The organism is Variovorax sp. GW821-FHT09B05 (assembly GCF_059418265.1).
This window is the reverse complement of record NZ_JBWKPN010000002.1, coordinates 433,614-451,946: the sequence shown is the minus strand read 5'-3', so window position 1 is coordinate 451,946 and position 18,333 is coordinate 433,614. Positions and strand designations below refer to the sequence as shown.

At 69.3% G+C, this 18,333-nt stretch carries 20 protein-coding genes; 9 read left to right on the top strand and 11 right to left on the bottom strand.

Going from position 1 to position 18,333, the window contains the following annotated elements; all coding sequences use genetic code 11:
* The first annotated feature begins 67 nt into the window (after window positions 1–67).
* The 3 genes from AC07RM_RS06975 to msrA all read left to right on the top strand — a co-directional run bounded on the left by AC07RM_RS06975 (window position 68) and on the right by msrA (window position 2,025).
* Window positions 68–859 (top strand): molybdopterin-binding protein, encoded by a 792-nt coding sequence (locus AC07RM_RS06975; protein ID WP_495333968.1) that lies wholly within the window; start codon window positions 68–70, stop codon window positions 857–859.
* A gap of 106 nt (window positions 860–965) precedes the next feature.
* The gene (locus AC07RM_RS06970) at window positions 966–1,217 is read left to right on the top strand and encodes a pentapeptide MXKDX repeat protein (RefSeq protein ID WP_093341501.1); all 252 of its coding nucleotides are present in this window, start codon (window positions 966–968) and stop codon (window positions 1,215–1,217) included.
* A 106-nt stretch (window positions 1,218–1,323) separates the two neighbouring features.
* On the top strand, window positions 1,324–2,025 hold the full coding sequence (gene msrA / locus AC07RM_RS06965) for a peptide-methionine (S)-S-oxide reductase MsrA (protein ID WP_495333966.1): 702 nt from the start codon (window positions 1,324–1,326) through the stop codon (window positions 2,023–2,025).
* Between the two features lie 28 nt (window positions 2,026–2,053).
* On the opposite strand, the gene AC07RM_RS06960 is transcribed toward msrA, so the two are convergent.
* The 5 genes from AC07RM_RS06960 to AC07RM_RS06940 are packed head-to-tail and all read right to left on the bottom strand — an operon-like array spanning window position 2,054 to window position 7,744.
* Window positions 2,054–3,349: an acetyl-CoA hydrolase/transferase family protein gene (locus AC07RM_RS06960; RefSeq protein ID WP_495333964.1), complete on the bottom strand. Its 1,296-nt coding sequence runs from the start codon at window positions 3,347–3,349 to the stop codon at window positions 2,054–2,056.
* Window positions 3,350–3,397: 48 nt separating this feature from the next.
* Window positions 3,398–4,423, bottom strand: a complete 1,026-nt coding sequence (locus AC07RM_RS06955) for a class I fructose-bisphosphate aldolase (protein ID WP_495333962.1) — start codon at window positions 4,421–4,423, stop codon at window positions 3,398–3,400.
* A 46-nt stretch (window positions 4,424–4,469) separates the two neighbouring features.
* Window positions 4,470–5,642, bottom strand: a complete 1,173-nt coding sequence (locus tag AC07RM_RS06950) for an NAD(P)/FAD-dependent oxidoreductase (protein WP_495333960.1) — start codon at window positions 5,640–5,642, stop codon at window positions 4,470–4,472.
* A gap of 28 nt (window positions 5,643–5,670) precedes the next feature.
* Complete coding sequence (locus AC07RM_RS06945) at window positions 5,671–6,570, bottom strand: delta(1)-pyrroline-2-carboxylate reductase family protein (RefSeq protein ID WP_495333958.1); 900 nt, start codon at window positions 6,568–6,570, stop codon at window positions 5,671–5,673.
* Between the two features lie 10 nt (window positions 6,571–6,580).
* Entirely contained in the window at window positions 6,581–7,744 is a 1,164-nt protein-coding gene (locus tag AC07RM_RS06940; protein ID WP_495333956.1) for a branched-chain amino acid ABC transporter substrate-binding protein, read from the bottom strand.
* A 206-nt stretch (window positions 7,745–7,950) separates the two neighbouring features.
* On the opposite strand from AC07RM_RS06940, the gene AC07RM_RS06935 reads away from it, so the two are divergent.
* Window positions 7,951–8,850, top strand: coding sequence for a LysR substrate-binding domain-containing protein (locus AC07RM_RS06935; RefSeq protein ID WP_057596715.1), 900 nt, complete (start codon window positions 7,951–7,953; stop codon window positions 8,848–8,850).
* A 6-nt stretch (window positions 8,851–8,856) separates the two neighbouring features.
* On the opposite strand, the gene AC07RM_RS06930 is transcribed toward AC07RM_RS06935, so the two are convergent.
* The 4 genes from AC07RM_RS06930 to AC07RM_RS06915 all read right to left on the bottom strand — a co-directional run bounded on the left by AC07RM_RS06930 (window position 8,857) and on the right by AC07RM_RS06915 (window position 12,012).
* Window positions 8,857–9,885, bottom strand: coding sequence for an aldo/keto reductase (locus AC07RM_RS06930; protein WP_495333954.1), 1,029 nt, complete (start codon window positions 9,883–9,885; stop codon window positions 8,857–8,859).
* A 104-nt stretch (window positions 9,886–9,989) separates the two neighbouring features.
* Window positions 9,990–10,859, bottom strand: coding sequence for an alpha/beta hydrolase (locus AC07RM_RS06925; protein WP_495333952.1), 870 nt, complete (start codon window positions 10,857–10,859; stop codon window positions 9,990–9,992).
* A 137-nt stretch (window positions 10,860–10,996) separates the two neighbouring features.
* Window positions 10,997–11,524, bottom strand: a complete 528-nt coding sequence (locus AC07RM_RS06920) for a demethoxyubiquinone hydroxylase family protein (protein WP_495333950.1) — start codon at window positions 11,522–11,524, stop codon at window positions 10,997–10,999.
* On the bottom strand, window positions 11,521–12,012 hold the full coding sequence (locus tag AC07RM_RS06915) for an Lrp/AsnC family transcriptional regulator (RefSeq protein WP_093341484.1): 492 nt from the start codon (window positions 12,010–12,012) through the stop codon (window positions 11,521–11,523). Before AC07RM_RS06915 ends, AC07RM_RS06920 begins: the two co-directional genes overlap by 4 nt.
* Before the next feature lie 97 nt (window positions 12,013–12,109).
* Here AC07RM_RS06915 and AC07RM_RS06910 point away from each other — a divergent pair, with 97 nt between their 5' ends.
* The 4 genes from AC07RM_RS06910 (at window position 12,110) to AC07RM_RS06895 (ending at window position 15,597) form a co-directional block, all read left to right on the top strand.
* A complete protein-coding gene (locus tag AC07RM_RS06910; RefSeq protein ID WP_398497878.1) occupies window positions 12,110–13,291 on the top strand; it encodes a M20 aminoacylase family protein in 1,182 nt (393 codons plus the stop codon).
* A 31-nt stretch (window positions 13,292–13,322) separates the two neighbouring features.
* Entirely contained in the window at window positions 13,323–14,552 is a 1,230-nt protein-coding gene (locus tag AC07RM_RS06905; protein WP_495333947.1) for a diaminopropionate ammonia-lyase, read from the top strand.
* 31 nt (window positions 14,553–14,583) lie between these two features.
* A complete protein-coding gene (locus AC07RM_RS06900) occupies window positions 14,584–15,375 on the top strand; it encodes an alpha/beta hydrolase (protein ID WP_495333945.1) in 792 nt (263 codons plus the stop codon).
* A 69-nt stretch (window positions 15,376–15,444) separates the two neighbouring features.
* Window positions 15,445–15,597: a glycine zipper domain-containing protein gene (locus AC07RM_RS06895; protein WP_495333943.1), complete on the top strand. Its 153-nt coding sequence runs from the start codon at window positions 15,445–15,447 to the stop codon at window positions 15,595–15,597.
* Window positions 15,598–15,622: 25 nt separating this feature from the next.
* Here the strand turns inward: AC07RM_RS06895 and AC07RM_RS06890 are convergent, their stop codons facing one another.
* A complete protein-coding gene (locus AC07RM_RS06890) occupies window positions 15,623–16,117 on the bottom strand; it encodes an OmpA family protein (protein WP_495333941.1) in 495 nt (164 codons plus the stop codon).
* A gap of 765 nt (window positions 16,118–16,882) precedes the next feature.
* On the opposite strand from AC07RM_RS06890, the gene AC07RM_RS06885 reads away from it, so the two are divergent.
* Entirely contained in the window at window positions 16,883–17,230 is a 348-nt protein-coding gene (locus AC07RM_RS06885; RefSeq protein WP_495333939.1) for an SMI1/KNR4 family protein, read from the top strand.
* A gap of 59 nt (window positions 17,231–17,289) precedes the next feature.
* Here the strand turns inward: AC07RM_RS06885 and AC07RM_RS06880 are convergent, their stop codons facing one another.
* Entirely contained in the window at window positions 17,290–18,279 is a 990-nt protein-coding gene (locus tag AC07RM_RS06880) for a tripartite tricarboxylate transporter substrate binding protein (protein ID WP_495333937.1), read from the bottom strand.
* Window positions 18,280–18,333 lie beyond the last annotated feature (54 nt).

The following is an 18,333-nucleotide window of genomic DNA, read 5'->3' as shown; positions in this document are numbered from 1 at the left end:
ACATTCGCGGAGGGAAGTACCCGCTGTCCTGTGCACGCGCCCCGACCTCAAACAACCCAAGCCAGACATGAGAATCTTCAAAGCCCCAAAGATGACCACCGTCGACAGCGAGGCCGTGGTCCAGGAAGCCCGAGCATTGATCGCGAAGAAGGTAGAGCACCCTGCACGCCGCGCCTTCCTGCAACGCTCATTGACCCTGGGTGGCCTGTCGCTGCTCACAGGCTGCAGCATCAGCGACGACAGCCACGTCGAAGCCGCGCTCTCGAAGATCTCGCGCATCAACGACAAGGTGCAGGGCCTGATCTTCAGCCCCACGCAGCTCGCCGAGACCTATCCCGCCTCGATGATCACGCGGCCGTTTCCGTTCAATGCCTACTACGGCGAGGACGAGGTCCGCGAGGTCGACGAAGCGAGCTACCGGCTCGAGGTGACCGGCCTGGTCGCCGACAAGCGCCGCTGGAGCCTGCCCGAGCTGCGCGCCATGCCGCAGCACGAACAGATCACGCGCCATATCTGCGTGGAAGGCTGGAGCGCCATCGGCCGCTGGGGCGGCGTGCGCTTCGCCGATTTTCTGCGCCATGTCGGCGCCGACACCACCGCGCGCTACGTCGGCTTCAAGTGCGCCGACGACTACTACACCAGCATCGACATGGCCACCGCGCTGCATCCGCAGACCCTGCTCGCGCTGACCTACGACGGCGAGGTGCTGCCGCCGAAGTATGGCTTTCCGATGAAGCTGCGGATGCCGACCAAGCTTGGCTACAAGAACCCCAAGCATATCCAGGCGATGTTCGTCAGCAATACCTATTCAGGTGGCTACTGGGAAGACCAGGGCTACAACTGGTTCGGAGGGAGCTGAGTCGTCGCCCGCGACGACCCGACTGCCGATGAAAGCGCGAGGCCGTGTTCCTCGATGAACCGCGCCTCTCTTGAAAAAGTGAAACCTCAACCCGAAAGACTTCCCAATGAACAAGCTCAGCGCAACCCTGCTCGCCACCTGCCTGGCCTTTGCCGGCGCCTCCGCCTTTGCCGCCGACGAGATGGCCAAGGATGGCATGGCCAAGGACTCGATGTCCAAGGACGCCATGAAGAAGGATTCGATGGCGAAGGACTCCATGTCGAAAGACGGCATGAAGAAGGACTCGATGGCCAAAGACTCCATGTCCAAGGATGGCATGAAGAAGGATGCCATGGGCAAGGACGAGATGAAGAAGTAAGAAAAGGACGCCCGAACCGGACGCGGCATTGACGGCCGCCGGAATCGGCGGCAATGTCGCCTCCGGCGGCCGCGCCCGCGCGGCAACCTCCCCTCAAGGACCACCCATGAAATCCCTCGCATTCACCGCCGCCACCCTCGCCGCCGCGGCCCTGGTCTGGCATGCCGTGCCCTCCTCGGCCGAGCCGGCGCGCCGCGTGCCCGCCCCCACCGCCGACCTCGTGGCGCCACCCGCCGCCAGGACCGAAACCGCCGTCTTCGCGGGCGGCTGCTTCTGGGGCGTGCAGGGCGTGTTCCAGCGCGTGCAGGGCGTGAGCAATGCCGTCTCGGGCTATGCGGGCGGCGATGCGAAGACCGCCAAATACGACGAGGTCGGCTCGGGCCGCACCGGCCATGCCGAGTCAGTGCGCATCACCTACGACCCCAAGCAGATCAGCTACGGCAAGCTGCTGCAGATCTATTTCTCGGTCGCGCACGACCCGACCGAGCTCAACCGCCAGGGCCCCGACACCGGCACCCAGTACCGCTCCACCGTGTTCGCCGAGAACGCCGAGCAGGCGCGCATCGCTAAGGCCTACATCGCGCAGCTGAACCAGGCCAAGACCTTCGGCAAGCCGCTCGCCACCACCATCGAGACGGGCAAGCCCTTCTACGCCGCCGAGGACTACCACCAGGACTTCCTCACCAAGCACCCGGACCACGGCTACATCGTCGTCAACGACTGGCCCAAGATCGACGACCTGAAGAAGCTCTTTCCCGAGAGCTATCGCTCGGCGCCGGCGCTGGTGAGCGCGGCGAAGGCGAGCTGACGGCAGTCGGCCACGCGCCTCAACAGCGTTAGAGCAGCCTCAGCCGCCCCGCCTGCTCTTCCAGCTCCGCCCGGAACGCCGGATGCGCGATCGCGATCAGCTCGCGCGCACGCTGCTTGGCCGACTTGCCGCGCAGTTGCGCCACGCCATGCTCGGTCACCACGTAGTCGATGTCGTTCTTGCTCGTGCTCACGTGCGTGCCGGGCGACAGCGAGGGCACGATGCGCGAGATGGTGTCGCCCTTGGCGGTCGAGGGCAGCACGATGAAGGCCTTGCCACCGCGCGAGCGGTTGGCCGCGCGCACGAAGTCCGACTGCCCGCCCGTGCCCGAATACGGCGCATGGCCCAGGCTCTCGGAGCCGCACTGGCCCAGCAGGTCGATCTGCATGGTGGCGTTGATCGCGACCAGGTTGTCGTTGAGGCCGGCGAGCGCGGGGTCGTTGGTGAAGTTCACCGGATGCATCTCGAGCGCCGGGTTGCGGTCCATGAAGCGGTAGAGCTTGCTCGAACCGAGCGCGAAGGTCGCGATCGACTTGCCCGGCAGGTGGTTCTTGCGCCGGTTGGTCACGGCACCGCTCTCCACCAGCGTGAGGATGCCGTCGCCGATCATCTCGGTGTGGATGCCGAGGTCGCGCTTGGCCGTGAGCTGCATCACCACCGCGTCGGGAATGCCGCCATAGCCGATCTGCAAGGTCGAGCCGTCGTCGATGCGCTCGGCCACGTACTTGCCGATGGCCTGCTGCACCGGGCCGATCTTGGGCAGGCCCACCTCGAGCACTGGCGCCTCGCTCTCGACCAGCGCCGCCACCTGCGACACGTGCACATGGCAGGCGCCATGCGCGAAGGGCACGTTCGGGTTGACCTCGAGCACCACCGCGCGCGCCTTGGCCACGGCGGCCATCGTGTAGTCCGCGCCCAGGCTCAGCGCGAAGTAGCCGTGCGCGTCCATCGGCGAGGCCATGCTGAAGACCACGTCGGCCGGAATCTGGCCGCGCTCGATCTGCGCCGGGATCTCCGAGAAGTAGTTGGGCAGGAAATCGATCCAGCCCTCCTGCCCGCCCGCGCGCGTGGCGCCGCCGAAGAACAGCGCGACGTGGCGCACGTGCGCCACCGTCTCGGGATCGATGTAGGCGTACTTGCGCATCGCGAGGATCTGCGCGACCTTGACGTCGCGGAAATCGCGCCGCTGTTCCGACAGTGCCTCGAGCAGCGCGGGCGGCTCGCCCACGCCGGTGGGCACGATGATCATGTCGCCGTTGCGCACCTGGCGCACGGCATCGGCGGCGCTGGCGCGCTTGCGGCGGTACTGGTCCTGGAAGTCCATGAAGCGTCTCGTCTCTTTTTCTGAAGGGATGGGAAATGAGGGGGCGGCCTACAGCGGCGCGTCGTTGCGCGCATCGTAGGTACCGCGCCGCGCGGCCCGGTTGCAGCGCGCGCGGAACACCAAGGCCTTCTGCGCCTCGGCCACGCGGGCCGGGTCGCCCTTCCAGAGCTCGAGCGCGGGCTGCTGCACCGCACGCGAGAACGAGAAGCTCAGCGCCCACGGCAGCCGCGCGCCGAAGCGGGCATTCATCGCATTGAGCCGTGCCGAGGCGAGCTGCGCCGACTGCCCGCCCGAAAGGAAGGCCACGCCCGGCACCGCGGCGGGCACGCTGCGCAGCAGGCAATGCACCGTGGCATCGGCCACCGCGGCCACGTCGTCCTGCACGGCGGCGTTCTGCGCCGGCAACACCATGTTCGGCTTGAGCAGCATGCCCTCGAGCAGCACGCCCTGCGCGCGCAGCTCGGCGAAGGTGCGGTGCAGCACTTCTTCCGTGACCTCGGCGCAGCGCGCGAGCGAATGGTCGCCGTCCATCAGCACCTCGGGTTCGACGATCGGCACCAGCCCGGCTTCCTGGCACAGCGCCGCATAGCGTGCGAGCGCATGGGCGTTGACGCGGATGCAGGCGCGGCTCGGCAGGCCCGCGCCGATCGCGATCACGCCGCGCCACTTGGCGAAGCGCGCGCCGAGGCCCGCGTACTCGGCCAGCCGTTCGCGCAGGCCGTCGAGGCCCTCGGTCACGGTCTCGCCCGGATGGCCCGCGAGCGGCTTGGCGCCGGTGTCGACCTTGATGCCCGGCACGATGCCCGCGGCGGCCAGGGCCTGCGCGAAGGGCACGCCGTCGTTGGTGGCCTGGCGCAGCGTCTCGTCGAACAGGATCGCGCCGCCGATGCTGTCGGACAGCCCGGGCGCCGTGACGATCAGCTCGCGCCAGTCACGCCGCGCCGCCTCGGTCTGCGGGATGCCGAGCGCGGCGAAGCGCTTGTTGCAGGTGGCGTTGCTCTCGTCCATCGCGAGCAGGCCCTTGTCGGCGGCCAGCAGCGCGGCGGCCGTGTCGGTCAATGTCTTGGCGGTCATGTCGGGACACCTTTCGGGGGCCATCCTACGCCCGCGAGGCTTGCCCCTAGATGACGTTGCGCTCCAGCAGCGGCGCGTTGCGCAGGATGCGCTCGAAGCCCACCGGCGACAGGTCGAGGCTGCGGTAGCCGCCGAAGCGGATCAGCTCGGCCACGCCGCGCCCCGCCGCCGGGCATTGCTGCAGGCCATGGCCCGAGAAGCCGTTGGCGAAGTAGAGGTTGTCGCAGTCCGGGTGCAGGCCGAGGATGGCGTTGTGGTCGAACAGGTTCATCTCGTAGTAGCCGGCCCAGGCACCGGTCATGCGGATGGCCTCGAAGGCCGGCACGCGTTCGGCCAGCGCGGGCCAGATGAAGCTGTCGAAGGCTTCATACTCGACCTCGAGCGCGGCGTCATCGGGGTCCTGGTCCTCGGACGGCGCGAAGCCGCAGATGAACTGGCGGCCCTCGGGGCGCAGCCAGATGCCCGAGGTGTCGATCACCAGCGGGCAGCCGGGCAAGGCCTCGGGACACGAGAAGCTGAACACGCTGCGCCGACGGCCGCGCACCGGCAGCTCGATGCCGGCCCAGCGTGCCACCGTCGCGGCCCAGGCGCCCGCGGCATTGACGACCACGTCGGCCGGCAGGGCCTGGCCGTCGGCGAGCACCACGCCGCGAACGAGGCGCCCTTCGCATTGCAGCCCGGTCGCCTGCGCCTGCACATAGCGCACGCCCTGCGACACGGCCTTCCTGCGAAAGGCCTGCAGCAGGCTGTAGCCGTCGTACCAGCCCTCGCCCGACAGGCCCAGCGATCCCAGCGCGACGCCCTCGGTGTCGAGCCACGGAAAGCGCGCCCTCAACTCCTCGGGCTCGAGCAGCGCCACGTCGACCGCATGTGCCTTCTGCAGCGCATGGTTCTCGCGCAGCACGCCCTCGCCCGCCGCCGAGGCCAGGTAGAGGTAGCCGGGCTCGACCAGGCCGATGTCGGGTTCGTCGTCGCCCACGCGCAGCGTCTGGCCCAGGCCGCGGAAGAAGTCGATGCCGTAGCGCGACATCTCGATGTTGATGGCTGTCGAGAACTGCTGGCGGATCGAACTGGCCGACAGCGCCGAGGAGGCCTGGCTGTACGAGAAGTCGCGCTCGACCACCGTGACCTCGAAGGGCTCCTGCGCCGGATCGCGGGTCAGGAAATAGGCGATGGCCGAGCCGATGGCCCCGCCGCCGATGATCACCACACGCCGCATGGAATGCCTTTCGCTCCGCTCGTCATCGTCACTGTCCTTCGTCATGCGCCAGCCGCGCCGCCGCCAGATCCCACAGCGCATGGCCCACGGTCTTGACCAGCACCGGCGCGCCGGCTGCCGCGGGCACCGCACGCGCAAAGTCCTGCACGGCGCGCCAATCGACGTCGGCGCGGATCAGGTCGCCGGCCTCGCGGCGCGCGCCCTCCAGCGTATCCACAAACACGCTGCCGCGGCGCACCAGCGCGGCGGGCACCTCGGCCATGTCGGCGCGGTAGGCGCCGATCGCGATCACGCAGGCATCGGGGCGCAGATCGGGCGGCACCACGGGGTCGAGCGCATTGGTCGCGGCGACGATGAGGTCGGCCTCGCGCGCGGCGGCGTCCGGATCGGCGATCGCCTGGGCATCGACACCAAGCGAGCGCATGTGCCGCGCGAGCTCCTCGGCATGGGCGGCAGTGCGCGCATGGATCGCGAGCCGCCGCACACCCCACAGCTCGGCCAGCGCCTCGGCATGCGCGCGCGCCTGCACGCCCGCGCCGATCAGCAGCACGCGTTCCGCCCCCGTGCGCCCGGCCCGCATCGCGCCGGCCAGCGACAGGGCCGCCGTGCGCCGCGCGGTCAGCACATTGCCGTCGAGCGCGAGCAGCCGCGTGCCGGTGGCCGCATCGAGCAGCACCACTTCGCCCTGCACCACCGGCAGGCCGTGCGCCGCATTGCCCGCATGCACGGTCACGGTCTTGAGCGCGGCGAACTCGGCGTCGGCCGCGGGCATCAGCAGCATCGTGCCGCCGGCCGCAAGCGGCACCGCGGTGCGCGGCGCGGCCCGTGCTTCGCCGCGGCGTTCGCGCTCGAACATCCGCAGCATGGCCTCGACCAGCGGTCCCCAGGGCAAGGCCGCGGCCGTCTCGGCCGCATCGAGCGTGCGCACCGGGGCCGCCTCAGGAACCGGCGACGCGCACGCGCTTGCCGTCCTTGTAGGTGAAGACGGTGAAGTCGGGCTTCTGCAGGTTGCCCTTGGCATCGAAGGCGATGGCGCCGGTCACGCCGTCGAACTTCACCTTGCGCATCGCCGGCAGGTAGGCCGCGGGCTCGACCGAGTTGGCCTCGCGCATGCCGGCGGCCAGCGCCATCATCGCGTCGTAGAGGTAGGGCGCGTAGGTCAGCACGTCGACGCCGAAGCGCGCCTTGTAGCGCTGCTCGAACTCGGCGCCCCTGGTGGTCTTCTCGACCTCCTTGCCGCCGCGCGTGCAGTAGAGCAGCCCGTCGACCGCGCCGCCGCTGATCCTGGCGACCTCGTTGGTGCACAGCCCGTCGGTGCCCAGCAGCTTGGCCGTGATGCCGAGCTGTTTCATCTGGCGCGCGATCAGCCCGCCCTGCGCGTCCATGCCGCCGTAGAACACGACCTCGGGCTGCTTCGCCTTGATGCTGGTGAGGATCGCCATGAAGTCGGTCGCCTTGTCGCTGCCGTACTCCTGCGCGACGATGGTGCCGCCCAGCGCCTTGACGCCGCGCGCGAACACCTCGGCCGCGCCCTGCCCGTAGGCGGTGCGGTCGTCGATCACGGCGATCTTCGTGGCCTTGAGCTCCTTCACCGTGTAGTTCGCGATCGCCATGCCCACGTCGTCGTCGCTCGCGAGAATGCGGAACACGTTGTCGTAGCCCTGCTTCGTGAAGCTCGGGTTGGTGGCGGTCGACACGTCGGGCAGGCCGGCGCGGCTGTAGACCGCCGAGGCGGGGATGGCGGCGCCCGAATTGAAGTGGCCGAGGATGCCCTTCACGCCCATGTCGGCCAGCTTGTTGGCGACCACCATGGCCTGCTTGGGATCGGCCTGGTCGTCCTCCGACTGCAGCACGAACTTGATCTTCCTGCCGCCGATCAGCAGGTTCTGTTTGTTGAGATCCTCCACCGCGAGCCGCGCGCCGTTGTCGTTGTCCTTGCCCCAGTGGGCGGCGCCGCCCGTGAGCGGGCCGGCATGGCCGATCAGCACCGTCTGCTCGGACTGGGCCCGGGCCGGCAGCGCCAGGGCGCCGGCCAGGACGCCGGTCAGCAAGCAAGCCGAGACGGCGGCATGGCGCCGTGGCGGTACGCGCGAAGCGGTCATCGAAAGTCTCCTTGTGTTTGTGCGTGCGGGCCGCGCTGGAGGCCCGAACGCAGAATAGAGTCGCGCTGGCGGGCGCAACAAACGCTCAATGCGCACGACGTTGTGCGATCCCGGAAGGAAGACCGCCGGATCGGCGACGCGATGAATGCTTTGGTTGACGGAAAGCGGGCCGCGCCAGAATCGGCCCACCAGGACAAGCAGGCGAGATGAGAAAAGACATACCCAACCTCGGCGCGCTGCAGGCCTTCGAGGCCTCGGCGCGGCTGGGCAGCTTCACGCGCGCCGCGAGCGAACTGGCGCTCACGCAGAGCGCGGTCGGCCGCCAGGTGGCGATGCTCGAGCAGCGGCTCGGCGTGGCGCTGTTCTCGCGCGTGCGGCGCCGGCTCACCCTGACCGACGTGGGCCGCGAGTACGCGGCGCGCATCCGCCGCCACCTCGACCAGATCCGGCGCGACACGCTGGAGATCGCCGCCGGCCACGACATGGGCTTCGTGCTCGAGGTGGCGGTGGTGCCCACCTTCGCCACCCAGTGGCTGATTCCGCGCCTGCCCGATTTCAGCCGGCTGCATCCCAACATCACGGTCAACCTGTCGGCGCGCTCGCAGCCCTTCTCGTTCCAGGAGAACGCCTACGACGCCGCGATCTACTTCGGCGACCAGTTCTGGCCCGACACGCGCGGCGGGCGCATCTTCTCCGAGGGCGAGATGGTGCCGGTGTGCAGCCCGGCCTTCCGCGATGCCAACGGCCCCTGGGACGAGGCCGCGTTCGCGCGCTGCCGCCACGTGCACCTGAGCACGCGCGCCCATGCCTGGCGCGACTGGTATGCGCAGCAGGGCTGGGACTACACGGTGCATGCCTCGCGCGGGCCGCGCTACGAGCTCTTCACCATGGTGACGGCCGCCACCGCGGCCGGCATGGGCGTGGGCCTGGCGCCGCGCCTGCTGATCCAGCACGAGCTGCGCACCGGCGAGCTCGTGATCCCGATCGACCGCAGCCTCGACGTGAGCCAGGGCTACTACTTCGCCTATCCCGAGGGCCGGCCGGCCTCGGGGGCGCTCGAGCACTTCAAGCGCTGGGTGCTGAGCCTGACGCCCGAGAAGGGCTGAGCCCGATCAGACCGGCGCCGGGTTGCGCTCCGCGAAGCCGCGCTGGTGCCAGTACGGATAGGCCAGCGTCGTCGTGCTGGCCACGTCGAGCTCGGCCACCTGCTCCTTCGTGAGGTTCCAGCCCACCGCGCCGAGGTTCTGGCGCAGTTGCTGCTCGTCGCGCGCGCCGATCACCACGCTCGACACCGTCGGGCGCTGCAGCAGCCAGTTCAGCGCCACCTGCGGCACCGTCTTGCCGGTCTCGCCGGCGATCTTCTCGAGCGCATCGACGACGCGGTAGAGCAGCTCGTCGGGCACCGGCGGGCCCATGTCGGCCGTGACATGCAGGCGACTGTTGGCCGGCAGCGGCTGGCCGCGGCGGATCTTGCCCGTGAGGCGGCCCCAGCCCAGCGGGCTCCACACCACCGCGCCCACGCCCTGGTCCTGCGCCAGCGGCATCAGCTCCCATTCGTAGTCGCGGCCCACCAGCGAGTAGTAGGCCTGGTGCGCCACGTAGCGCGGATAGCCGTAGCGATCGGCCACGCCCAGCGACTTCATCAGGTGCCAGCCCGAGAAGTTGGAGGCGCCCACGTAGCGCAGCTTGCCGGCGCGCACCAGGTCGTCGAGCGTCGAGAGCGTCTCTTCCACCGGCGTGGCGGCGTCGAAGCCGTGCAGCTGGAACAGGTCGATGTAGTCGGTGCCCAGGCGCTGGAGCGCGGCGTCGACCGCGGCGACCAGGTGGTAGCGCGAGGAGCCGACCTCGTTGGCGCCCTCGCCGCTGCGGAAGGTGGCCTTGGTCGAGATCAGCAGCTTGTCGCGCGGCCGGCCCTTGATCGCTTCGCCGAGCACCGACTCGGCCGCGCCGCCCGAGTAGATGTCGGCGCTGTCGAACATGTTGACGCCGGCCTCGAGGCAGATGTCGATCAGCTTGCGGGCCTCGGCGACGTCGGTGCTGCCCCAGGCCTGGAAGAATTCGCCCTTGCCCCCGAAGGTGCCGGTGCCGAAGCTCAGGACGGGGACCTTGAGGCCCGATCGGCCCAGATGACGGTATTCCAAGATGCTGCTCCTTCGGCCCGCGGGCCAGGGTGGTGCGGGCCGGCGGCCCGCGGATGGCCGCCATTGTTGGCCGCGGGACTGAACCCCGGCCGGCAGTCGGGCTTCTAGGGCAGCAGCTTCGAGATCGCGTCTTCGAACGCCAGCACGTCCGAACCGACGTGGGTCGAGTTGAACACCGTCTGCGTCAGCTTGAAGTCCTTGTAGTTGCGGGCCGCGAGCCGGTCGTACATCTCCTTCACCAGCGGCCCGTTGCAGTTGGCGTCGCAGCGCGCCAGCACCATGGTCGCGGGCAGCGACTTGCCGGCCAGCGCGGTGAACATCTTCTGCTCGAGGTCGTAGTTGAGGTCCTTCTGCTGCCAGAAGGCGGCCTCGGTCGACAGGAAGTACGAGAACACCAGCTGGTCGGGCGCCTCGAGGAACATCGCGGTCGCGGCCAGGTTGCCGCTGGTCGACAGGCCCGAGAGCATGCGGCGCTTCGGGTCCATGCGGTACTTCGATTCGAGGTAGGGAACCAGCTCCTTCACGAGGAAGCCGTGGTAGCCGGTGGCGCCCGGAAAGTTGTAGTCCTCCTGCCGCCGCGCGCTGCCGCCGATGCCCACCAGGATGGCCTTGGTGCCACGCCGTTGCAGGATGTTCTTGAGGTTCGTGAAGCGCGTGTCGGGCAGGCCGTTGGTGGCATCGCCGTCGAGCGCATAGATGGTGGCGTAGGCATCGGTGCTGGCGTCATAGCCGGCCGGGATGTAGATGTCGATGCGGTAGTCCACGCCATAGGCCTTGGCGCTGACGGTCTCGCTGACCACGCGGCCGCTGGTGGATGGCGGCGGCGGCGCGGGCTGCTCGGGTGCCGGGCCCGGCGGCAGGATCGGGAGGCCACCGCCTCCTCCGCCGCCACCTCCACCGCAGGCGGCCATCGCCGCGACGAGCACGCAAGCGCACACAGCCGCGAGTGCGCGGCGCCATTTTTCTTGTTCCATGTGGTTCCTCTTCGACCCCGGCACACGTCGTGCCGGGGCGGGATGCTGCGCCGGGGACCGGGCAGCGTCAACCTCGCCGGTCGGATCGGCCAGGCTGTGGCGCCATGTCCACACGCCTCGCGACGGCACGATGGCGTCTACAGCCGCATGCCGAGCCAGATCACCGATTCGGTCGAGGCCGCGACGACCGGGCTCAGCAGCCGCGACCAGAAGCGGCCGGGCTCGAGGTGCGCGGCCGACTGGTCGTGGTGCTGCCGCTCCTCGTCGACGATCTGCGCGATGGCCGCCACCGCCGCCTCGTCCTTGCCCGCCAGCTCGCGCAGCTGGGCTTCGAGATGACGCAGCACCACGCGCTCCACCGCCACGGTGGTGGCCGCGATCGCGTGGCGGCCGAGCAGCCCGGTGACCAGGCCCAGCACCCAGCCGCCGATGCCGCACAGCCAGTAGCTGCGGCAGCGGCGCACGCCGCGCCGTTGCAACTCGGTGGCGAACACGGCGCGGTGCCGCTCCTCGTGCGACCTGAATTCGCGCAGCTGCGACACCAGCGCCGGCGCGGTGAAGCGCGCGGCCAGGATCTGCGCACGGTAGATGTTCACCGCGCCCTGCTCGCCCGCATGGTCGACCTTGAGGATGCGGCCGCCGAGCGCGGTGTCGCGCGAGCTCAAGGGGCGATCTCCTTCAGGGCCTCGTCCACCGGCACCGTCAGCCCCACCTTCACCCGGCTCATGGCCACCAGCGTCTTGAAGCGCTTCACGTTGTTGTTCTCGAAGAACAGTTCGCGCGTGAGCCGCGTGTAGTCGGCCATGCTGCGCACCGCGAAGATCAGCACGAAGTCGCACTCGCCCGCCACGTAGTAGCACTGCTGCACCTGCGGGCAGGCCTGGAAGCTGCGCTTCATCGCATCGAGCAGGTCGACGCGCTCGCTCTCCACCTCGACCTCGACGATCACCGTGAGCTCGCAGCCCACCGCATCGGGGTTGACGATCGCCGCATGGCGCTCGATCACGCCCTCGTCGGCCATGCGCTTCAGGCGCCGGTTGACCGCCGCGGCCGAGAGATGCACCTGCTGGCCCAGCTCGCCCTGCGGCAGGCGCGCGTCCTGCTGCACCAGCGCCAGCAGCTTGAGGTCGTAGGCATCGAGGGGCGTGGGCATGGGCGGGACCGGCAGGCGTGGCGGGTGGAATGAAATTGCGCCGACAGCCCCTTCAATGCGCGCAAATTCAGGGGTCGGCGAAATAGCATTGTTGCCCATGACCACCGCCACCCTCGCCCCCGACGCGCCGCTCGATGCCGAACTCTCGGGCTGGCGCCGCTACCTGCACACCATTCCCGAGACCGGCTTCGCCGAGCACCGCACCTCGGCCTTCGTCGCGCGCACGCTGCGCGCGCTGGGCCTCGAGGTGCACGAGGGCATCGGCGGCACCGGGCTGGTGGCGAACCTGCGCGTGGGCGAAGGCCGCGGCACGATCGGCATCCGCGCCGAGATGGATGCGCTCGACATCGCCGAATCGGCGCCGGGCCGCGCCCATGCCTCGGCCACGCCGGGCAAGATGCACGCCTGCGGCCACGACGGCCACATGTCGATCGTGCTCGGCGCGGCGCGGCTGCTGCGCGAGCGCCAGGACTTCGACGGCACCGTGCGCTTCATCTTCCAGCCCGCCGAGGAACACGGCCGCGGCGCCAAGGCGATGATGGCCGACGGCCTGTTCGAGCGCTTCCCGGTCGACGAGATCTACGGCCTGCACAACATGCCGGGCCTCGCGGCCGGCACCATCGCCACCTGCGCGGGCGGCATCATGGCCAGCGAAGACAACTTCACAATCCACGTGCGCGGCCGCGGCACCCATGCGGCGCGGCCGCACATGGGCATCGACCCGATCGTGATCGGCGCCGAGATCGTGCTCGCGCTGCAGACCATCGTCTCGCGCAGCCTCGATCCGGGCGCGCAGGCCGTGGTCTCGTGCACCGAGTTCATCACCGACGGCATCCGCAACGCGATTCCCTCGAACGTCGTCATCAAGGGCGACACGCGCAGCTACGACCCCGCCGTGCAGGCCACCCTGGAGCGGCGCATGCGCGAGATCAGCGAGGGCATCTGCCGGCTGCACGGCGCCGAGTGCGCGTTCTCGTACACGCACGAGTTCGAGCCCACGGTGAACTGGCCCGAATGCGTGCCGCACGCCGTGGCCGCCGCGACCGCGGTGCTCGGCGCCGGGCGCGTGGACGCCAACACCGTGCCGATGATGGCCTCGGAGGACTTCGGCGCCTTCCTGCGCGTGGTGCCCGGCGCCTTCGTGTTCCTGGGCAACGGTGCCGACGGCCAGCCCGGCGGCACGCCGCTGCACAACGCGGGCTATGACTTCAACGACGCGGTGCTCGAGATCGGCGCGCGCTACTTCGCGGAACTGGTGCGGCTGCGGCTGCCGCGCTGAATCCCTTCTCTTCTTCCGAAAGACACCAGACATGCTGGTCCGCAATGCCCGCGCCGTGCGCGCGCCCTACCCCGAGGCGCTGCACCGCATCCTCAACATCGAGGAAGCACGCGCCACGCGCTCGTGGCTCTCGCGCTGGTCGCTGCTCGCGCCCGAGCCCACGCCGCTGCGCCGCCTGAGCGACCTGGCGCAGGCCTGCGGCATCGCCGACGTGATCCTCAAGGACGAGTCGCTGCGGTCGCCGCTCGGCAGCTTCAAGGCACTCGGCGCGCCGGCCGCTCTGGTGCGGCTGGTGCTGCGGCGCCATCCGGACTGGAACGCCGATGCGGTGCTGCGCGGCGAACACGCGAATGCCTTGAAGGACCTCGTCGTCATCAGCGCCACCGACGGCAACCACGGCCGCGCACTCGCCGCCGCGGCGCGCAGCGTGGGCGTGCGCTGCGTGATCGTGCTGCACCGGCACGTGAGCGCCGAGCGCGAGCGCGCCATTGCCGACTTCGGCGCCGAGATCGTGCGCATCGAGGGCAACTACGACGCCTCGGTCGCGCATGCCGCGCAGCTCGCCGAGCGGCATGGCTGGCAGGTCGTGTCCGATACCGCGTACCCCGGCTACGAGGACGTGCCGCGCGACGTCATGCAGGGCTACGGCACGATGGTCGACGAGGCGCTCGAACAGCGTCCCGCCACGCCCGACGGCGCCTGCCCCTTCACCCACGTCATCCTGCAGGGCGGCGTCGGCGGCCTCGCGGCCGGCGTGGCGAGCTACCTCTGGGAACGCTTCGGCGAACGCCGCCCCGTGCTCGTCATCGCCGAACCGCGCCAGGCCGACTGCCTCACGCGCAGTGCCATCGAAGGCCGGCCGGCCGTGGCCACCGGCAGCGTCGACTCGGTGATGGCCGGCCTGGCCTGCGGCGAGACCTCGACCCTGGCCTGGCGCTTTCTCGAGCCCTCGGTCGATGTCTTCCTCACGCTGGAGGATGAAGAGGCGGTGAATGCGATGCGGCGGCTGGCCGAAGGATCGGCGCGCGACGTGCCGGTGGTGAGCGGGGAATCGGGCGCGGCTGGCGTGGCCGCGTTGCTGCAGCTCGCGCGGTCCGAGACGGCGAAGGCGCAGGCCGGGCTCGATGCTTCGTCGAAGGTGCTCTTGATCAGCACCGAGGGGGCGACCGCGCCTTCGGTCTATGCGGAACTGTTGGGCCGTACGGCGGATGAAGTGCTGGCAGCGCAACGCGAATGGCTGGGCCAGGGGACTCGGCGGTAGCATCGACCGCCTTTTCTCCAGGAGATCGTCGATGCGCCAGCTTGCGAGACTTTGGATCGCGGCCCTGTGGATCGCGTGCTTCTCACCCGTGCAGGCCCAGGCCACGCAGCAGGTGGTGGACATCCCCACCCGCCCCGGCGTGACGCAGCGCATGCTCGTGCTGACGCCGCCCAGCCCGAAGGCAGCCGTGATCCTGATCGCGGGCGGACATGGCGGGCTTCGGATCTTTGCCAACGGATCGCTCCAATGGGGTGCCGGCAACTTCCTCGTCCGCACGCGGCAGCTGTTCGCCAACCAGGGGCTGCTGGTGGCCGTGATCGATGCACCGTCCGATCGGCAGAGCCCGCCCTATCTCGCCGGCTTTCGCCAGAAGCCCGAGCATGCGGCCGATCTCCAGGCCGTCATCGCCTGGATGCGCGCGCAGTCGAAGGTGCCGGTATGGCTCGTGGGCACCAGCCGCGGCACGCAATCGGCGGCCTATGTAGCGACCGAGCTCTCGGGCACCGACGGCCCGGACGGCGTGGTGCTGAGCTCCACCATCCTCACCGACGATGGCGGCCGCCCCGTTCCGGCCATGCCGCTCGCGAAGATCCGCGTGCCCGTGCTCGTGGTGCATCACGAACAGGACGGCTGCAGGCACTGTGCCTTCGCCGGCGTGCCCGCGCTGATGGCGAAGCTCGAGAACGCGCCGCGCAAGGAAATGCTGAGCTTCCAGGGCGGCGAGAACCGGGGCGATCCTTGCGAAGCGATGGCCTACCACGGGTTCAACGGACTCGATGGCGAGGTCGTGCCGCGGATCGCGGGCTGGATACTGGCGCGATAGCACCGGGCCTGCGTACAGTTCTTACACGCTGTAGAACCTCTGCGCGGCACCCGACCCTAGACTGGGCCGATGAAAACCAACCAAGGACTTGGCGTGGGCGCCGGACTCGCGGCCGGCGTGGGCATCGGTGCCTTGCTCGACGAGATCGGCCTGGGGATCGGCATCGGCCTCGCGCTGGGGATCGCGCTGTCGCTCGCGTTCGATCGCAAGGGCCCCGGTTAGCCAACCCCTGCCGCCGGCGCCGCGCCTATTGCGGCACCAGTTCCACGCGCCGGTTCTTCGCGCGGCCGTCCTCGGCCGCGTTGCTGGCGACCGGCGCCAGATCGGCCACGCCATACGCGGCGAGCCGGTTGGCCGCGATCGCGTACTGGCTGGCCAGGGCCGCGTTGACCGCCTCCGCGCGTCGCTTCGACAGCGCGATGTTGCTGTCCAGCGTGCCCTGGTTGTCCGTGTGGCCGACCACGCGCAGCTTGAGCGCCGGCTCGGCCTTGAGCAGCTTGGCGATCTCGTCCAGCGCGGGCTTGGAGTCGGGCTTGATGTCGGCCTTGGCGGTGTCGAACAGGATGCCGTAGAGCGCCACGCGCCCGGTGGCGGCAATGGCCTTCGACATCTCGCCCGCGCTCACCGTCACCATGTTCTGCTTCATCGCCCCGACCTCGATGATGTCGACCGCCGCGTACGCGCCCTTGACCGCCTTGTAGTCCTTGCTGTCCTTGGCCCATTGCACGGCCTCGACGACCACGTAGAGATCGCCTTGCGGCCGTGGAATCTTGAAGCTCGCCAGGCGCGCCGTCGCGACCGGCGGCCGAGAAGGTGTAGGTGCTGCGGCTCGTCTTGATCTCGTTCCAGCTGTACGGGCAGAGGAAGCAGGAGCGGCTCTTGAAGTTCTCGTCGCGCCCCGAGTCATAGAGCGTGACGCCACCGGCCGCCTGCACCTCGTTCTGGTAGTTGCGGATCAGCTCCGCCGTCGACGTGTCGCCCGCCGACTCGTACCAGAGGCGGGTCAACGCGCCCTCGACCGGCACGGAGCTGGTCCAGCTGCGCTTCCTCGACGTCGTGTCGTAGCCCTTGTAGGTTCCCGTCGGCACCAGGTACTCGTCGAAGCGCTTGAAGTCGTAGCCGACGATGGTCGAACCCGCGAAGCGCTTGAGCAGTGGGTTGTCCTTGGCGCCGGGCAGGTCCTGCGCGGTCGCGAGCGTGGAGAGAAACAGCAGACCGGCGAATGCCGGCGCGGCCAGCAGCCGAAGGAAGGCAAGGACAGAACGCGGACGCATCGATGACTCCGGAAATGGACGGCGCCATTGTCAGGAATTCCGATGATTCGGCTGCACGGCCGTTTGGCCTATGAAGAAGGTCTGTGGTGGTGGATGCAAGCTCGTTGTCCTGAATCGGAGAAGGACGGCCTCGCGCAAGCATGCGCACGATCAAGACGATTCGGACCGCTCGCTATGGCAAGCCATGCGACTGCTGTTGCCACAATCAGCCCCATCCAACAAGCACACAGCCAATGAATCACGACGACCCATTTCGCGCAGTCGAAGAATGGAGCGGATGCGCCATCTCATCACCCTTGCGCGCATTGCTCTCCAGCCTGAACGGCGCCACCCTCGGCGACCTCGCCCACTTCTACGCCCCCGCCGACCTGCTCGAACGCAACGAGACCTACGAGACCAGGACGTACTGCCCCGGCTGGCTGACGATCGGCGATGACGGTGGAGGCAGCGCGATCGTCGTGGCACCGGACCAGTGGCCGACCGCGGTGTACCTGGTGGGTCACGGCAGCATGTCGCGCGCCGACTTCATCGCGGTGGCCGAGGCCCTTCACGAATGGGTAGCTTCGGGCTGTGAGCTGTAGCGCGCCACAAGGTCGCGGCAATCGCAGGCTTTCCATGCGACAACGCCTGCGCAACCTCGTCAGTCGATCGCCACCCTCGCCTCCTTCACCAACCTCGCATACTTCGCGGTGTCACTGCGAATCCGCGCCCCCATCTGCACCGGCGTATCCCCCACCGGTTCCGCACCGATCTCCTCCATGCGCTTCCTGAACTCCGGCGACTGGATGATCTTCACCATCTCGGCGTTGAGCCTGTCCACGATCTCCTTCGGCGTGCCCGCCGGCGCGAGGATGCCGAACCAGGTGCCCTGGTCGAAATCCTTCAGGCCCGACTCGGCCAGGGTCGGCACATCGGGCAGGCTGCTCGAGCGTTTGGCGGTGGTCACGGCCAGCGCGCGCAGCTTGCCGGCGCGGATGTGCTGCAGCACCGGCGTCAGGGTGTCGAAGGACATGTCGACCTGGCCGCCGAGCAGGTCGGTGGTGAGCGGCGCGCTGCCCTTGTAGGGCACGTGTAGCAGCTCGATGCCCGACAGGGCCGAGAGCTGGGTGCCGATCAGGTGCTGCACGGTGCCATTGCCGTTCGAGCCGTACGAGAGCTTGGCCGGCGCGGCCTTGGCCTGGGCGATCAGCGCCTGCGCATCGCGCGCGGGCGACTTGGCATTGACGACCATCACGTTGGGCACCAGCGCGACGGTGGTGATGGGGGCAAAGCTCTTCTCGAAGTCGTAGGGCAGCTTGCGATAGACGCTGGTGGCGATGGTGTGGTGCACGGCGCCCATCAGCAGGGTGTAGCCGTCGGGCCGCGCCTTGGCGACGTAGTCGGCGCCGAGCGTGGCGCCGGCGCCGGGACGGCTCTCGACCACCACGGGCTGGCCCAGGCTCTGCGAGAGCTTGTCGCTCAATGAGCGCGCCAGCACGTCGGAGCTGCCGCCGGGCGGAAAGGGAACGACGAGGTTGATGGGCTTGGTCGGCCAGGCCTGCGCGGCCGCGGTCGAGGCGGCCAGGCCGAGGGTGAAGGCGGCGGCGAGCGCGGTCAGCGCCGCGCGGCGGCGGACGATGGGCTGGGTCACGGGTTGTCTCCTTTGTTGTCGTGGCAATGGCCGGCCGTGCGCGCACGCCCTCTC

Bases quoted from the DNA above. Each gene is read 5' to 3' on its own strand.
- AC07RM_RS06900 (WP_495333945.1), top strand. From the start codon at position 14,584: ATGCGCCAGCTTGCGAGACTTTGGATCGCGGCCCTGTGGATCGCGTGC.
- AC07RM_RS06940 (WP_495333956.1), bottom strand. From the start codon at position 7,744: ATGACCGCTTCGCGCGTACCGCCACGGCGCCATGCCGCCGTCTCGGCT.
- AC07RM_RS06960 (WP_495333964.1), bottom strand. From the start codon at position 3,349: ATGGACTTCCAGGACCAGTACCGCCGCAAGCGCGCCAGCGCCGCCGAT.
- AC07RM_RS06885 (WP_495333939.1), top strand. From the start codon at position 16,883: ATGAATCACGACGACCCATTTCGCGCAGTCGAAGAATGGAGCGGATGC.
- AC07RM_RS06905 (WP_495333947.1), top strand. From the start codon at position 13,323: ATGCTGGTCCGCAATGCCCGCGCCGTGCGCGCGCCCTACCCCGAGGCG.
- AC07RM_RS06950 (WP_495333960.1), bottom strand. From the start codon at position 5,642: ATGCGGCGTGTGGTGATCATCGGCGGCGGGGCCATCGGCTCGGCCATC.
- msrA (WP_495333966.1), top strand. From the start codon at position 1,324: ATGAAATCCCTCGCATTCACCGCCGCCACCCTCGCCGCCGCGGCCCTG.
- AC07RM_RS06975 (WP_495333968.1), top strand. From the start codon at position 68: ATGAGAATCTTCAAAGCCCCAAAGATGACCACCGTCGACAGCGAGGCC.
- AC07RM_RS06935 (WP_057596715.1), top strand. From the start codon at position 7,951: ATGAGAAAAGACATACCCAACCTCGGCGCGCTGCAGGCCTTCGAGGCC.
- AC07RM_RS06910 (WP_398497878.1), top strand. From the start codon at position 12,110: ATGACCACCGCCACCCTCGCCCCCGACGCGCCGCTCGATGCCGAACTC.
- AC07RM_RS06970 (WP_093341501.1), top strand. From the start codon at position 966: ATGAACAAGCTCAGCGCAACCCTGCTCGCCACCTGCCTGGCCTTTGCC.
- AC07RM_RS06955 (WP_495333962.1), bottom strand. From the start codon at position 4,423: ATGACCGCCAAGACATTGACCGACACGGCCGCCGCGCTGCTGGCCGCC.
- AC07RM_RS06895 (WP_495333943.1), top strand. From the start codon at position 15,445: ATGAAAACCAACCAAGGACTTGGCGTGGGCGCCGGACTCGCGGCCGGC.
- AC07RM_RS06915 (WP_093341484.1), bottom strand. From the start codon at position 12,012: ATGCCCACGCCCCTCGATGCCTACGACCTCAAGCTGCTGGCGCTGGTG.
- AC07RM_RS06925 (WP_495333952.1), bottom strand. From the start codon at position 10,859: ATGGAACAAGAAAAATGGCGCCGCGCACTCGCGGCTGTGTGCGCTTGC.